The 15,111-nt window shown below is 44.6% G+C and carries 19 protein-coding genes; 17 read left to right on the top strand and 2 right to left on the bottom strand.

What is annotated here, in order from left to right:
- The first annotated feature begins 17 nt into the window (after window positions 1-17).
- The 10 genes from LPY66_RS14450 (at window position 18) to LPY66_RS14405 (ending at window position 7,924) form a co-directional block, all read left to right on the top strand.
- Entirely contained in the window at window positions 18-896 is an 879-nt protein-coding gene (locus LPY66_RS14450) for a YicC/YloC family endoribonuclease (RefSeq protein ID WP_337984967.1), read from the top strand.
- Between the two features lie 56 nt (window positions 897-952).
- The gene (gene remA / locus LPY66_RS14445) at window positions 953-1,222 is read left to right on the top strand and encodes an extracellular matrix/biofilm regulator RemA (protein ID WP_337984966.1); all 270 of its coding nucleotides are present in this window, start codon (window positions 953-955) and stop codon (window positions 1,220-1,222) included.
- Window position 1,223: 1 nt separating this feature from the next.
- Window positions 1,224-1,814: a guanylate kinase gene (gmk, locus tag LPY66_RS14440; protein WP_337988097.1), complete on the top strand. Its 591-nt coding sequence runs from the start codon at window positions 1,224-1,226 to the stop codon at window positions 1,812-1,814.
- Between the two features lie 17 nt (window positions 1,815-1,831).
- A complete protein-coding gene (gene rpoZ / locus LPY66_RS14435; RefSeq protein ID WP_337984965.1) occupies window positions 1,832-2,047 on the top strand; it encodes a DNA-directed RNA polymerase subunit omega in 216 nt (71 codons plus the stop codon).
- Window positions 2,034-3,245 carry a bifunctional phosphopantothenoylcysteine decarboxylase/phosphopantothenate--cysteine ligase CoaBC gene (gene coaBC / locus LPY66_RS14430; protein ID WP_337988096.1) on the top strand — a complete coding sequence of 404 codons (1,212 nt, stop codon included), beginning with the start codon at window positions 2,034-2,036 and terminating at the stop codon, window positions 3,243-3,245. Before rpoZ ends, coaBC begins: the two co-directional genes overlap by 14 nt.
- Window positions 3,246-3,251: 6 nt before the next feature.
- Window positions 3,252-4,433, top strand: a complete 1,182-nt coding sequence (gene metK, locus LPY66_RS14425; RefSeq protein ID WP_337984964.1) for a methionine adenosyltransferase — start codon at window positions 3,252-3,254, stop codon at window positions 4,431-4,433.
- 241 nt (window positions 4,434-4,674) lie between these two features.
- Complete coding sequence (locus LPY66_RS14420; protein ID WP_337984963.1) at window positions 4,675-5,310, top strand: DUF3793 family protein; 636 nt, start codon at window positions 4,675-4,677, stop codon at window positions 5,308-5,310.
- A gap of 95 nt (window positions 5,311-5,405) precedes the next feature.
- Complete coding sequence (locus tag LPY66_RS14415) at window positions 5,406-5,960, top strand: manganese catalase family protein (RefSeq protein ID WP_337984962.1); 555 nt, start codon at window positions 5,406-5,408, stop codon at window positions 5,958-5,960.
- Between the two features lie 53 nt (window positions 5,961-6,013).
- Window positions 6,014-7,342: an aminotransferase class V-fold PLP-dependent enzyme gene (locus tag LPY66_RS14410; RefSeq protein WP_337984961.1), complete on the top strand. Its 1,329-nt coding sequence runs from the start codon at window positions 6,014-6,016 to the stop codon at window positions 7,340-7,342.
- 99 nt (window positions 7,343-7,441) lie between these two features.
- On the top strand, window positions 7,442-7,924 hold the full coding sequence (locus LPY66_RS14405; RefSeq protein ID WP_337984960.1) for a DsrE/DsrF/DrsH-like family protein: 483 nt from the start codon (window positions 7,442-7,444) through the stop codon (window positions 7,922-7,924).
- Window positions 7,925-7,927: 3 nt separating this feature from the next.
- Here LPY66_RS14405 and LPY66_RS14400 read toward each other — a convergent pair whose 3' ends face one another.
- The gene (locus LPY66_RS14400; protein ID WP_337984959.1) at window positions 7,928-8,218 is read right to left on the bottom strand and encodes a hypothetical protein; all 291 of its coding nucleotides are present in this window, start codon (window positions 8,216-8,218) and stop codon (window positions 7,928-7,930) included.
- 226 nt (window positions 8,219-8,444) lie between these two features.
- Here LPY66_RS14400 and LPY66_RS14395 point away from each other — a divergent pair, with 226 nt between their 5' ends.
- From LPY66_RS14395 to LPY66_RS14365, 7 genes are all read left to right on the top strand, one after another.
- Window positions 8,445-8,933, top strand: a complete 489-nt coding sequence (locus LPY66_RS14395) for an NfeD family protein (RefSeq protein ID WP_337984958.1) — start codon at window positions 8,445-8,447, stop codon at window positions 8,931-8,933.
- 22 nt (window positions 8,934-8,955) lie between these two features.
- Window positions 8,956-9,957 carry a flotillin-like protein FloA gene (floA, locus tag LPY66_RS14390; RefSeq protein WP_337984957.1) on the top strand — a complete coding sequence of 334 codons (1,002 nt, stop codon included), beginning with the start codon at window positions 8,956-8,958 and terminating at the stop codon, window positions 9,955-9,957.
- An 11-nt stretch (window positions 9,958-9,968) separates the two neighbouring features.
- Complete coding sequence (locus LPY66_RS14385) at window positions 9,969-10,640, top strand: hypothetical protein (protein ID WP_337984956.1); 672 nt, start codon at window positions 9,969-9,971, stop codon at window positions 10,638-10,640.
- A 217-nt stretch (window positions 10,641-10,857) separates the two neighbouring features.
- Window positions 10,858-10,986: a hypothetical protein gene (locus LPY66_RS14380; protein ID WP_337984955.1), complete on the top strand. Its 129-nt coding sequence runs from the start codon at window positions 10,858-10,860 to the stop codon at window positions 10,984-10,986.
- A 122-nt stretch (window positions 10,987-11,108) separates the two neighbouring features.
- The gene (locus LPY66_RS14375) at window positions 11,109-11,234 is read left to right on the top strand and encodes a hypothetical protein (protein WP_337984954.1); all 126 of its coding nucleotides are present in this window, start codon (window positions 11,109-11,111) and stop codon (window positions 11,232-11,234) included.
- 322 nt (window positions 11,235-11,556) lie between these two features.
- A complete protein-coding gene (locus LPY66_RS14370) occupies window positions 11,557-12,966 on the top strand; it encodes an alanine/glycine:cation symporter family protein (RefSeq protein WP_337984953.1) in 1,410 nt (469 codons plus the stop codon).
- Between the two features lie 246 nt (window positions 12,967-13,212).
- Complete coding sequence (locus LPY66_RS14365) at window positions 13,213-13,551, top strand: arsenate reductase family protein (RefSeq protein WP_337984952.1); 339 nt, start codon at window positions 13,213-13,215, stop codon at window positions 13,549-13,551.
- Between the two features lie 76 nt (window positions 13,552-13,627).
- Here the strand turns inward: LPY66_RS14365 and hisC are convergent, their stop codons facing one another.
- On the bottom strand, window positions 13,628-14,695 hold the full coding sequence (gene hisC / locus LPY66_RS14360) for a histidinol-phosphate transaminase (protein ID WP_337984951.1): 1,068 nt from the start codon (window positions 14,693-14,695) through the stop codon (window positions 13,628-13,630).
- Window positions 14,696-15,111: the final 416 nt, after the last annotated feature.

The raw sequence follows: 15,111 nt of genomic DNA, 5'->3' as shown, positions 1-15,111 counted from the left end.
AAAGGAGTTGAGCAATTTTGGCTAATAGCATGACCGGCTTCGGCAGAGGCGAAGCCAAGGGCTGTGGTTATCAGATTTCCGTTGAAATCAAAACTGTCAATAACCGCTTTTTGGAAGTGGTGGTCAAGCTGCCCAGAAACCTCAATAGCATTGAGGAACGTTTTCGGAAAGCTGTCCAAGAAAAGGTGCAGCGAGGCAGAGCCGATATCTATATTAATATCAAGGAAACGGAAGAAAAAAAGAGATTAGTAAAGGTTGACAAAGATTTAGTGCTGTCGTATGATAATTCTCTGAAGGAACTGGCAAATTTGCTCAATACAGAGTATAAATGCGACCTTTTCAGCTTGGTTACTCTCCCGGAAGTTCTCAACGTCGAAAACGAAGAAACCAGTGCCGATGATTTATGGCCATTTTTAGAATCAGCGTTAAAAGAAGCGATTGATAGGTTGGTCTGCATGCGCCGCGATGAAGGAAACCGACTTACTTCGGATCTATTGAAGCGGATTGATGATTTGGCGGGGCTGGTCGATCAGATAACACTCAGAGCACCAAAGGTCGTCGTTGAATATCAGGAAAAGCTGCGGGACAGGCTGTCGACACTCCTTGCCGATACGGCAATTGAAGAGACCCGGTTTATTACGGAAGTGGCGATATTCGCTGACCGCGCGTCCATTGAAGAAGAACTGGTCAGGCTGCGAAGCCATTTCGTTCAATTTAGAGATGCTTTTGCCGCATCCGAACCAATTGGGCGGAAACTGGATTTTCTTGTTCAGGAAATGAACAGAGAAATCAACACCATCGGCTCAAAGGCAAATGACATGGAGATATCCCGTATCGTAGTTCAAGGAAAAAGCGATCTGGAAAAAATCCGGGAACAGGTACAAAACATTGAGTAATCCATAGTTTATATAAAAATAGAGAGCAAAAATAGTGAGCAGGAGGTAAATAAACCTTGGACATCAAGCTTATTAACATAGGATTTGGCAATATTGTATCTGCCAATAGAATCATTGCTATCGTCAGTCCGGAATCGGCACCGATTAAACGAATCATTCAGGAAGCCCGGGATGCAGGCATGTTGATCGATGCGACATATGGCCGCAGAACACGTGCTGTGGTTATGTGTGACAGCCATCATGTCATCCTTTCAGCGGTTCAGCCTGAAACGGTTGCGCACCGACTGACAGTAAAAGAATCCAGTAATGAGGATCCGGTTGACTGAGATGGAAGATAAAGGACTGCTGCTGGTTGTTTCTGGGCCTGCCGGAGTTGGAAAGGGCACATTGTGCAAACGATTGTTTAGTCAGGCTGAGAAGCTGAACCTTGAATATTCTGTTTCGGTTACCACCCGAAGCCCACGACCGGGAGAAATCGAGGGGAAAGAATATTATTTCCGTACCAGGGAAGAGTTTCTGGACATGATTGCCAACAACGAGTTTCTGGAATGGGCTGAATTTTGTGGAAACCTATACGGGACTCCTTTGTTTCATGTCCACAATGTTTTGAAACAGGATAAAACAATTTTATTAGAGATTGATATTCAAGGAGCTAAGTTAGTAAAAGAGGTATTTCCTCACGGCGTCTTTATTTTTATTGTACCGCCTACTTTTACAGAACTGGCTGACCGGCTCCATGGCAGAGGGACAGAGAGCGAGGAAGTCATCGCCTTGAGGCTGGCTCAGGCTGTAGAAGAAATGCAGAATATTAATGATTACGATTATGCTGTAGAAAATGATGAAGTTGATGTCGCCGTTGAGAAAATAAAAAGTATCATTATCGCGGAACATTGCCGCATAAAGAAAACGTCTTCTTAATAAAGGAGGAATTAATCATGAAACAGCCGTCATTGGATATTCTGATGAATCATGCTGACAGTAAATACACATTGGTCGTCGCAGCGGCAAAAAGAGCCCGGGTGCTTATGGCGAATTTGGATATCAATGATTTCAAAGATACCAAACCCGTAAGCAGAGCGCTTGCTGAGATTGCCGGCGGCAAAGTTGATTCGACATTTTTTGATAAGGTAGACAGTGATGTTTCGAGGTAGAAGTATCCTCTTGGGTGTGACCGGCAGTATTGCGGCTTATAAGGCTGTCGATATCGCCAGCAGGGTGAAGAAAAAAGGTGCTGAAGTCGATGTCGTCATGACGCGCTCCGCAGCAGAGTTTGTTACGCCGCTCACGTTTCGAAGTATTACCGGCAGGCCGGTATACACGGATCTTTTCGACGAACCCAAAACGTGGAACATCGAACATATATCGTTGGCTCAAAAAGCGGATATCACCCTAATTGCTCCGGCGACAGCCAACATTCTGGCTAAGATGGCAGTCGGTATCGCGGACGATTTTCTTTCCACCGTACTCATGGCTGTTAAGAATCCAATTTTTGTGGCGCCGGCGATGAATCATGCCATGTACCACCACCCTGCGACTGAGCAAAACCTTGAAATATTGCAGCAGCGTGGGGTAAATGTTATTGGCCCGGCTAAGGGATATCAGGCATGCGGGACTGAGGGCGACGGGCGGATGGTCGAAGCTGCGGAAATTGTTGCCTATTTGGAGGGCTTTTTTGCAGATCGAAATCTTCTGCAGGGACGCCATGTGCTGGTCACAGCAGGCGGTACGCGGGAAGAGCTTGATCCTGTTCGTTACTTGGGTAACTATAGTTCCGGCAAGATGGGCTATGCTATTGCGCAAGCCTTTACGGAGACTGGAGCGCAAGTCACGTTAGTAAGCGGTCCCACCGCAATACCTGTACCCAGTGGCGTTGACCTCGTTCGGGTCACATCGGCGGAAGAAATGTATGAGGAAGTACTCCAGCGATACAACGACCTTGATATTGTGGTCAAGGCGGCCGCTGTCGCTGATTTTCGACCGGCATCCCGCCATGAGCAAAAGATAAAAAAAGATGGACAAGCATACTCGTTGGAGTTAATTCCCAATCCGGATATTTTAGCTGCCCTTGGCGAAAAAAAGAAACATCAGTTTTTGGTCGGGTTTGCTGCCGAAACACAAAATTCTTATGCCAACGGCTTGGATAAAATGAAACGCAAAAATGTCGATATGCTGGTTGTTAACGATGTGACTGTACCCGGTGCGGGCTTTGGGACAGATACCAATATTGTAAGCTTCCTCTATGCGGATGGACGGAAACTGGATCTGCCAAAAATGAGCAAAATAGAAATCGCCAGGACATTGGTGAAAGAAATAGCCGCCTTAATCAAAGGCAACCTAACAAAGGAGTGATTTTAGTTGGGTTACAAATTATTTACCTCAGAATCAGTAACCGAAGGGCATCCCGATAAAATATGCGATCAGATTTCTGATGCGATTTTAGACGCGGTTTTAAGTCAGGACAAAGAAGCCCGGGTTGCCTGTGAAACGTCTGTGACCACCGGTCTCGTACTCGTCAGCGGTGAGATCACAACGAGTTGTTATGTTGATATTCCGAAAGTTGTTCGGGATACCATTCGCGAAATTGGTTATAACAGGGCGAAGTATGGCTTTGATGCGGATACATGTGCTGTATTAACCTCTATCGGCGAACAGTCCAGCGATATCGCTATGGGCGTGGATAAAGCACTTGAGGCTAAAGTTTCTCAATCTGATGTGAGCGAGATTGGTGCCGGAGACCAGGGCATGATGTTCGGCTATGCCACCAACGAATCGGATAACTATATGCCGGTACCCATTTACTATGCGCATAAGCTGTCACGGAGACTGAGTGAAGTCCGTAAGACAAAAGTTCTGGATTATTTGAGACCGGATGGGAAGACCCAAGTCACGGTTGAATATCAGGACGGTAAGCCGGTTCGGATCGATACGATTGTTATTTCCACCCAGCATAGCCCGGAGGTAACACACGAACAAATTGAGGCGGATCTCTTAAAGCAGGTTGTTGAACCTGTCGTACCTAAAGAAATGTTGGATGAGAAGACCAAATATTATATTAATCCAACCGGACGATTTGTTATCGGCGGGCCCCAAGGGGATGCCGGTCTTACCGGCCGGAAAATCATAGTCGATACCTACGGCGGCATGGCCCGTCACGGGGGCGGCGCATTTTCTGGAAAGGATCCCACCAAGGTAGACCGTTCCGGAGCTTATGCTGCCCGTTATGTGGCCAAAAACGTCGTCGCTGCCGGACTGGCTGACCGTTGTGAGATTCAGATAGCTTATGCTATCGGCGTTGCCTATCCTGTATCCATATCCGTTGAAACGTTTGGTACGGGTAAAATCAGCGATGAGAGTATCATAGCGTTTATCAAAGAAACCTTCGATTTACGCCCGACGGCAATTATTAATACACTTGATCTGCGCAGGCCGATTTATCGCCAAACGGCAGCTTATGGTCACTTCGGCAGAAATGACCTTGATCTGCCGTGGGAAAAGCTTGACAAAGTAGCCGCTTTACGGAAACTGGCCGGTCTTTAAAGTGAAATTTGACAAACCACGATAAGTATAACGAAATGGAATGAAGGAATAAGACGGTATCCCAAATTCGCAATCGCGTGCGAATTTGGGATTTTTTTTATTCATGACTTGATGCCGCGGAGTTAACACGTGCAGGCCTCAAATACTTTAACGGAGCGGCGTATCTGTGTGCATAATTTGTTGCCTGGCTTAAAAAAATAAAAAGAAAAACAGATTACATCTTCAAAGGTAAGGCAGGCATATGAACGAGCATCTTTTATCCTACCTCACTCATCGCCATACGCTTTCAACCCGAGACTATCTTCTTGATTTGATCATGTTTCATCTGATGCCATTGCTATGGTCTTCCAAATCGGCTGAACTGATGACATTTACCGGAGGGGTTCGCAAGGACCTTCCTGAGATCTGGGATCGCATTAAGACGGCATTTTTTCCATTGGTGAGTGGCCCCATCACCATAGACTATGTAGAGTTATATCGCGATAATAAACAGATCACCGTCTTTTTTTATAATGCCTTCCGATTGGATAAAATAATGTCCGATCACGCTAACCGGAATTTCTTAATCCAATACGGTTATAATCCGGATGAAAGTTGGAGTTCAAACCTGGACATCCTGAAGGCTCGATTCAGGCACCCGCCGTTTCCGCATGAGGTCGGTCTTTTTCTGGGGATCCCTTTGCACGATGTGAGGATGTTTATCGAATGTCCAGGTGCAAAGCCGATACTTAAAGGTTATTGGAAAGTCTATCAATCACAGGAGAACGCCAAGGAATTATTCGATGCGTATACGCGTGCAAGAGACATATTTATCCAATATGTCATTGCTGGCAATTCGGTGGCGGATTTTTACATTAAGGCGAGACAAGCATTGTGACCGTAACGCCATCTTCTCAATATAATAACCTATGGAACGTGGGAATACATCGATTGTATGTCCATGTCCGACTCATAGAGAAGGAAGGGGAAGAAATGTTCAGTTATCAAAAACGGTTGCTTTTTCCTGTTCATGTTGATTATAAGGATGAAAAACTCGCCCGAGTCCTCTTGGAGCACTTTGCCGGATACGACAGCGAATTGACCGCATTTATGCGTCTGATGCATCAGCGGCTGCAGGCTGAAAATCCATACATACGCGATCTGTTGGGCATGTTAGGGTCGGAAGAACTGGCACATATGGAGGTCATCGGCACCGCAATCAGAAAACTCGGCATTGACAATTTGCCCTTGACGGATCCCAAAGGATCTCCGTGGGATGTTGGCTATGTTGAAAAAGAGGCGAGCTCTATCGAACTTATGAGACTCAATGAAGAAGCTGAGAACAGGATGAAGAAGCTTTATATGAAACATGTGGGGATGACCAGCGATAGCAATGTAAAAAAAATGCTGCTATTTTTAAGTTCGCGTGAAGAAGTTCACCAACGCTTATTTAAAAAGGCCGGTATCTTATTGTCCCAAAATGCAGGTAATGAACAATTTTCCGCACTTATTCATGATTATAAGATGAGTTTGCGGATCATCAAGTGAGCTATTTCATGTGAAAAAAACAAATGAAAAATAATAATCGGGGTGAAATTAGAATGAGTTATGTCATTTCCAAAACAGATTATGGCAGCCTGGTCGTTGGTATTGACACAGAGGTTAAACTGCGAAATGGAAAAAAAGTGAGGGGTATCAATTTTGATAATGCGGCCACGACGCCCCCCTTCATTAGCGTCATTGAAGAGATGAATAACTTCGCGCCATACTATTCTTCTATTCATCGGGGATATGGGTATAAGGCAACACTGTCTTCAGAAAAATATGAGCAAGCCAGAGAAACGGTAATGGATTTTGTCGGTGCAAACCATAAAAAAGATGTGGTCATCTTCGTGAAAAATGCCACGGAAGCAATCAATAAAGTTGCATACAGGCTTTGTCAGGATACGGATGAAAAAAACATTATCTTAGCAAGTGCCATGGAACATCATTCCAATGACCTGCCATGGCGGGATCGATTTGAAGTGGAATACATCGATATCGACGCTTGCGGCAGGCTAATTTTTAATGACTTTGTCGAAAAGATGGAGAAATATAAAGGAAGAGTAAAACTGGTGACGATAACCGGAGCTTCCAATGTGACCGGGTATGTCAATCCGATTCACCGCATTGCGGAATGGGCACATAAATATGGCGCGAAAATCCTGGTAGATGCTTCGCAGCTTATTCCACATATGCCATTTGAGATGAAACCGTTGGGATCCAGTAAACATATTGATTTTGTTGTATTCTCTGCACATAAAATGTACGCTCCATTTGGGGTGGGTGTGCTTATCGGACCTAAATCCTTTTTTGCCCAAGGGAGTCCGGATTATAAAGGAGGAGGCACTGTTCGATCCGTAACCTATGATCACGTTGTTTGGAATGATCCGCCGTCGAAAGATGAGGCTGGCACACCCAATCTGATGGGTGTTATCGCCCTTGCGGCAGCCATCCGATCGTTAAATGCCATAGGGATGCGTCATGTTTATAAACATGAGAAAGCACTGGCTGAACAGCTGATCCATGGACTGAAGAAAATAGATTGTATTGAAAGTTATTGCACGGCTGACAGCAGTCAGGAACACGTAGGCATCATTCCTTTCAATGTTCGGGGCATCTACCATGAGACGCTGGCCAAGATCCTGGCCTACGAAGCAGGTATTTCTGTCCGGAGCGGCTGCTTTTGTGCGCATCCCTATGTTCAAAAACTGATGAACATTCCGGCATCCAAAATCAATGCCATGATTGAAAATCCGGAAGAACCGAAGCCAGGCATGGTCCGGGTGAGCTTTGGTTTGTATAATCAGCCTCAGGAAGTTGCAAAGCTGATTGAGGTACTTCAGGAAGTCACCAAGGACAGAAGACGGTATATTAAATTATACAGTTGATTGCATAAAGATTTGCGCCATTACCCAAAATAGAACCGAATATCATTCACCATATGGAATTGCGTGTTCGAAAAAATTTAAGGTAATGGTGGTGTTTACATGGAAAAAGGGAAGAAGCTCAGCCTGATTCTTTTCAGCGGTGATTATGACAAAGCCATGGCCGCATTGATCCTGGCTAATTCAGCCCGAGAACTTGGCATGACCGTCAATATATTTTTTGCCTTCTGGGGTTTGTGTTTAATTCGTGATCCTGAGAAGATGTCTCTGGAAGATAAAACGGCTTTCGAAACGATGTTTGGCATTGCAGCACCCAATGGCCCGGAAGATTTGCCGTTATCCCGAATGAACATGGCCGGTCTGGGAAAGGCGATGCTAAAAAAAATGATGGCTGAACATGATGCACCCGATCTGACGGCCTTTCTCAAAGGCGCACAAAAAAAGGGAGTCAACTTCTTTATTTGTAAGCTCTCCCTTGAAATTATGGGTTTTAAAAAGGAGGAAATGATACAGGGATCCCAGGTCCTGACAGCGACAGAATATCTTCAGGACGCTCTGGATGCGGATATTGAACTGTTTATTTGATGGTTATTTCATTTTAGGTATCCGGTATTCCCGTTCCATATTATCCGCGTCAATCACCGTTGTATATTCCTGATCACTTTTTTTCCCGCCAAAGACGTTGCTGTTATGCCAGTTGGTGCCAACGGTATGCGTATGCGCGGGATCTTTTCCCCTGCGAAAAAAACGCAGATAAATAATCCGGGCGGCAACGCCGAGGATAATGACGGGCAGGGCAATCCAAAAAGCAAATATCGCCAGTAAGACAAGACTGATCGGCACAAGAGCCATCAACAGATATCTCAGTATATCAGACATATTTATCACCTCTGATTTTATTATATCTAGAATTCTTAAGATAGGATTAAAAATCGCGTAGCGTTGGAAAAAATATCGTCTGATATATTTTTTGCCATGTTCTGCAATTTTAAGGTGAATTTAATCATTGTGATATAGAGTGTTATCCATGCAGAAACCACAAAACGATAATGGCTTCCAAAAACAGGAGACTATGTTAAAATAAATAAAGAAAGGGGGCATCACTTTGGAATTTTTTGTTGGGATATCGCTTTCCTTGATTATTATCGGAATTATACTCATCATTCTGGAAATATTTATTATTCCCGGTTTCGGCATTGCCGGCCTAATTGGTCTGGCTATGATGATCGGCGGGGTTTTTCTGGTAGCCCAAAACTTGCTGCAAGGGGTTATCTATCTTCTCATCATCTTGATTGTGGTCGGTCTTTTGATCTATATTGGGTTTAAAACCGGGAAGCTCAAAAAGCTATGGCGTAAGATCTCCCTCGGGGAAAAGCAGATCACTGATGACGGTTACGTTGCACCCAATAAGGAATACTCAGAGTATATCGGCAAAACAGGTATTGCTCTAACTCTCCTCAGACCGGCCGGTACGGCAGAAATTGACGGTAAACGCGTGGATGTGGTTACTGACGGAGGATTTATTCCCCAGAGTTCGCGCATCAAAGTGATTGCGGTGGAAGGCACACGGATCATTGTCCAAAAGAACGATTAACTATTTTTCAAGGAGGTTCAATATGACTGGTGCATTAGTTACGACGGTAATTCTTGTTATTCTGGTTCTCATTATTTTGATGGTGTTATTTACCTTTATACCGGTAGGTCTTTGGATATCGGCCTTAGCAGCCGGGGTCAATATCGGTATCTTTTCCCTGATTGGGATGCGGCTGAGAAGGGTTGCGCCTGCACGGATCGTCAATCCGCAAATTAAAGCCCACAAGGCCGGTTTAGGTTTAACAACATCCCAACTCGAAGCCCATTACCTTGCCGGAGGGAATGTAGACCGGGTGGTCAACGCTCTCATTGCTGCAGAACGAGCTGCCATCCCCCTTCGCTTTGAACGCGCCGCTGCTATTGATCTGGCTGGTCGTGATGTTTTACAAGCTGTGCAAATGTCTGTTAATCCGAAAGTCATTCAAACACCGGTTGTCTCCGCAGTTGCCCAAAACGGGATTGAATTGCGCGTCATTGCCAGAGTCACAGTCAGAGCGAACATTGACCGTCTGGTCGGTGGGGCAGGGGAAGAAACGATCATCGCCAGAGTCGGCGAGGGTATCGTCACCAGTATCGGCAGCAGTACATCCCATGCCAATGTGTTGGAGAATCCGGATGTTATCTCACAGGCTGTATTGAACAAAGGACTGGATTCCGGTACCGCGTTTGAGATCCTGTCCATCGATATTGCCGATGTTGATGTGGGTAAAAACATCGGGGCTCAGCTGCAGACAGACCAGGCAGAAGCAGACAAACGGATTGCTCAGGCTAAGGCAGAGGAACGTCGGGCGATGGCTGTCGCCAGAGAACAGGAAATGAAAGCCTCCGTTCAGGAAATGAGAGCCAAAGTCGTTGAATCCGAAGCAGAGGTGCCGCTTGCCTTGGCTACTGCGTTAAAAGAAGGTAAATTAGGTGTCATGGATTATTACAACCTGCAAAATGTGATTGCGGATACCCGGATGCGGGATAATATTGCGGTTACAGCTAAAGGAGACGAGCCGGAAGCGAGCAATCCTAAGAAGTAGGTGATCGGCCAGTGGATTTTATAACGTTTATTATCATCGCCATCGTGGTATACAGCATCTTCTCAAAAAAAGATAAACCGCCTCAGCGTCGACCCATGAATCCCCTTGATAATGGTCCGCTTTCCGGCTCGACGGCAGACGAGCCTAAAAAGAAGGGCAGAAATATCTTCGGGGAACTGGAAAGACAGCTGAGGGAAGCAGAGCAGCGGTTTGAACGTGAAATACGTGACGTGCGCAAAAATACCGAAACAACGGAACAGCCAAAGACATTCGCTTATAGAACCGCCGATAAGAAAACGGCTTCCGCGGCGTCAAAAACGCTGCAGACGGCTGCTGAAGAAGGCGACTGGGGCATAGAAGGACGCTCCGACTATGACACCTATGTTTCAACCCAAGGAACCCAAGGGACAGAAGGGGTTGCTGGTACTGAAGGAGAGGCTGATGCCGAAGGCACCTGGGGAACGGAAGGCGCTTATTATGCCGAAAAGCAGGCTGCTTCCAAAACTTTCGTTCAAGACATAACGGCGGTCTCCTCTGTTCAAGCGACGTCATCTCAGCCGAAACCTGCTTTTAATCTGGGATTCTCGTCATCAGAAATAACACGTGGTGTCATCTGGAATGAGATCTTAAGCGAGCCTCGGGCAAGAAGACCTTTCCAAAGTAGAGTTGCACCTAAAAATTGAATTAGGTGAAGTATTATCAGCTGTTGGTAGTCGTTTCCATTCAAGTGAATGCAGAAAACGATTATCAACAGCTTTTTATTTACTTATAAGTAATAATTACTGGAAATAGTACCAAAATAAGGTAATGTTGAATAAGATATGACGCAAGCAGTTCTTAAAGAGGCACAGTAAAATAAACTCTTTCGGAATGCTTAGAGATGAAGGAGGTGCTTGAGAAATGGCAGTTGTTGAAGGTGCTGCGGTAGGAGCCGCTTATGCTCCCGGCTTAGGCGGTGGATGTCTTTGCGGTATCGCCATTGTTGTTGTCATCATCTTATTGCTCATTGCTATGGGTATTGTATTCTAAATGATATGTTCCTACGGGCGAGATGACAAAAAATAGTCATCAGTGAGAATTGTCGCATGGTTATTAAGATGCCAATTCTTATAAGAAAAGAGCCATAATTTAATTTGAAAGGGGGAAATAAAATGTTTGGATATGGTGGTTGCTGCTGCCGTGTTGCTCCCCGCCCGATCGTTCCTGCTCCGAACTATGGTGTAGCTATTATTGCGATCGCTATTCTGATCTTAATTGCGCTTGGAGTCATATTCTAATTTTGGTGTTGAATTTTAAAATAGATTAGAAAAATTACGAAGGATGGTATTAACCATCTTTCGTAATTTTTTATATGTATACTTAAACGGTATTTAATTTCCGATAATAACGCTATAATTCATTAATTGTGAAGAAATACGTTGTTAAATAAGTTGAAAGATGTCGATGAAATATGTTACCATAGCATGGTTAGTATTAACTATTTTCACTATTTGGCCAAACTTTGTAAGTTCTTAACTAGTTTGGTACCCGCTAAACCGGGGTAATTTTTTTGTGCCATTATACTCTATTATTAATTTTTTTAGGAAAGGATTGAGGAAAGTGTTCGAAAGTTTAAACGACTGGATTATTCGTGTAGACGACATAGTCTGGGGGCTTCCGCTGATCATTCTGGTTATGGGAGTCGGAATTCTGCTAACCTTCCGGCTGGGTGGGCTTCAAATCAGGCATTTGCCCAGAGCTTTGAAGTACATGGTTAAAAATGAAGCAGGTGGAACTGGAGAAGTAACCAGTTTCGGCGCGCTTTGTACTGCCTTATCAGCGACCATTGGAACAGGGAACATTGTCGGTGTGGCCACCGCCATTGTTGCCGGCGGACCGGGTGCACTGTTCTGGATGTGGATTGCCGCTTTATTGGGGATGGCAACAAAGTATTCAGAAGGACTTCTGGCTATCAAATATCGCGTCATTGAACCGGATGGGCATGTATTGGGAGGACCGTTTTACTACATAGAAAACGGGATGGGGAAAAATTGGAAATGGTTAGCTAAGCTCTTTGCTTTATTTGGTGCTATGGCGGGGTTATTTGGCATTGGTACAATCACTCAGATCAATGGAATTACTTCTGCTGCCAAAAACTTTTTTGATGCTAACAATGAACATATGATTTCAATCTTCGGGACACAGTATTCCATTGCTGTCGTCATCACCGGACTTATTGTTACGATTTGTGTCGCCTTGGTCATTATCGGCGGACTGAAGCGTATTGCTTCTGTATCCGAAATTATTGTGCCTTTTATGGCAATTATCTATGTGCTGGTTTGCTTGGTCATCTTAGTTGGTAACTTTACGAAGATACCCGATGCAATTGTTGAAGTCGTAGCCTCAGCCTTCGGCCTCAGGGCAGCCGCCGGAGGAGCTCTTGGCGCGATGATTGTCGCCATGCAAAAAGGTGTAGCCCGCGGTATTTTCTCAAATGAATCCGGCCTCGGCAGCGCACCGATCGCAGCGGCTGCCGCTAAAACCAATGAGCCCGCCCGTCAGGGGCTTGTCACGATGACGGGTACGTTTATTGACACCATCATTATTTGTACGATGACCGGCTTATCCATTGTGATTACGGGAACTTGGAACATTGGACTTGTTGGTGTCGAAGTAACGACCCGAGCGTTTCAGGAAGGACTTCCGTTCGCACCGGCAGTGTCGGCATTCATTCTGATGATTTGTCTGGTATTTTTCGCATTTACAACGATCATTGGCTGGAACTACTACAGTGAACGGTGTCTCGAATATTTGACAAAGAGTATGAAGCTCGTTTTAATCTACCGCTGGCTGTATATTTTTGCGGTTTTTATCGGACCGTATATGACGGTTGCCGCCGTCTGGAATCTTGCCGATATCTTTAATGGCATGATGGCTTTCCCAAACTTAATTGCACTGATAGCTCTAAGCGGCGTTGTAGCAAAAGAAACCAGGGATTATTTTACCCGACTAAAAAAACAGACGCTCTAACTGTCAGTAAAGATTATTGAATTAGAAAAAGGACGATAACCCAACCATCAGATCATCGGATTATTGGTAAACATCGTATGGATTTTACGGCCTGCCCGAGAATGTAACTGGGCAGGCTTTCTTTTCGCCAGTTAATATCGGATAATAAAGTGAGATAATAAGGATAGTCGTAAACGTCAAGTACAGCATTCTTTAAATACCATGACAGAAGGATGCAATAAAAGATTAGAATAGGTGGCGTTCAATATGAATATTCAACTATTCGGTATCAAAAAATGCTTTGATACCAAAAAAGCAGAGCGTTATTTTAAAGAAAGACGAATTCCATTCCAGTTTATCGACCTGGACATCAAGGGATTGAGCAAAGGCGAACTGCAAAGTGTAAAAAACGCTGTCGGCTTGAATAATCTGTTCAATACCGGATGTAAAGCCTATATGCGTTTGAATCTGGACAAAATCAGCAGCTCTGCCATACGCGAAGAGCTGCTGCTGAATAATCCGGTTCTTTATCGAACGCCGATCGTTCGTAACGGAAAACAGGCGACGGTAGGTTATGTGCCTGAGGTTTGGGATTCGTGGACGTAAAACGACGCATCGTCCACAATAAAAAACAATTAATGCGCTGCCCGCGAAATCAGATAGGATCTTCATGTGGTCTTAATCAGAGAACAGCTGCTGTAATTTTTCTTAGCGTATCAAGCAGACGATCCATTTCTTCATCGGTACCGATACTGACACGCAAGTGATTATCGATGCGCGGGAGACGAAAATAACGAACCAGGATACCCTCCTGCCGCAGCAAGGCAAAGATGTCCTCTGCCCTCAAAACGGGATGAGAAATAAAGATAAAATTAGCTTTGGAGGGAATCACCTGCCAGCCCATTTCTGTCATTATCGGGACGATCCTCTCCCGGGTACGGATCACTTTACCGCGGGTCAGTTGAAAATAGGCCTCGTGGTTTATGGCGGCAATGGCGCCCGCCATGGAGGGACGGTCCAGCGTATAGGAGTTGAAGGAATTCTTGATCCGGTTCAGGCCTTCCATCAGTTCATCTTGGCCGAAAGCAAAACCAACCCGGAGACCTGCCAGTGAACGGGACTTCGAAAGTGTCTGAATCACAAGAAGATTAGGATATTGGTTAATGAGCGGAATCGCAGACTTACCGCCAAAATCGATATAAGCCTCATCAACAATGACGATCCGGTCGGGATTATGCGCTAAGACGGCCTCTACCATTTCGAGATCGATGCAGTGACCTGTCGGTGCATTCGGATTGGGAAAAATCACACCACCGATTGAATTGAAATAGTCTGAGGGGTCTAGCGAAAAATCCTCTTTAAGAGGAACTAATTGATAGTCCAATTGAAATAGATTTATGTATACGGCGTAGAAACTATAGGTGACGTCCGGTAAGAATAGAGGTCGTCCCGGATCAAAAAAAGCCATGAAGGCAAACGCTAATATTTCGTCAGATCCGTTGCCAACGAAAACCCAGTCTTTTTTTAAACCGGTGTAGTCGGCAAGTGTCTGCCGTAAGGCATCACCATTCGGATCCGGATATAGTTTTAAATTTTCATCGGCAGCAGCTTTGATCGCCTCGATTACTTCCGGTGAAGGCGGATAAGGATTCTCATTGGTATTCAGTTTGATGTACTTTTTATCTTTCGGTTGCTCGCCAGGGACATACGGCTTTTGGCTGGCAGCGATCTTACTCCAGAATTTGCTCATAGCTGTTCACACACTTTCTTACTAAGTGATTCATGCAATTATAAAATCGTTATTTTCAAAGATAATTTTGTTATATTCAAATAAGGGCAAAATAATTAGGCTGACGGTGACGCTTTGCATGAAATCCTGTATAATACATAGCTTTAGAAACAGGATTAAATTTCATTATATCCTGACAACAGCTGGACTGCAACCCGTTTTTATCCGGCGGTACTGTTCATAAGAAAATAGGCTATTCAAAATCTTTGCAGCTGTGTTAAGAAACACAGTAAAAAAACGTTGCTGTAGGTGATAACGCTGCAAACATACAATATAGGCTATACCGATACCGCAGTAGAGTACTTGCCGGAATATTCCGGCTTTTCTTTTTTTACTTGACAGCTAACCAATACTTTAATAAATTAAAGTATGAAAGA

Source organism: Dehalobacter sp. DCM, from assembly GCF_024972775.1.
GTDB lineage: Bacteria > Bacillota > Desulfitobacteriia > Desulfitobacteriales > Syntrophobotulaceae > Dehalobacter.
The sequence above is the reverse complement of the archived record's forward strand: the minus strand, read 5'-3'. Positions and strand labels throughout refer to the sequence as shown.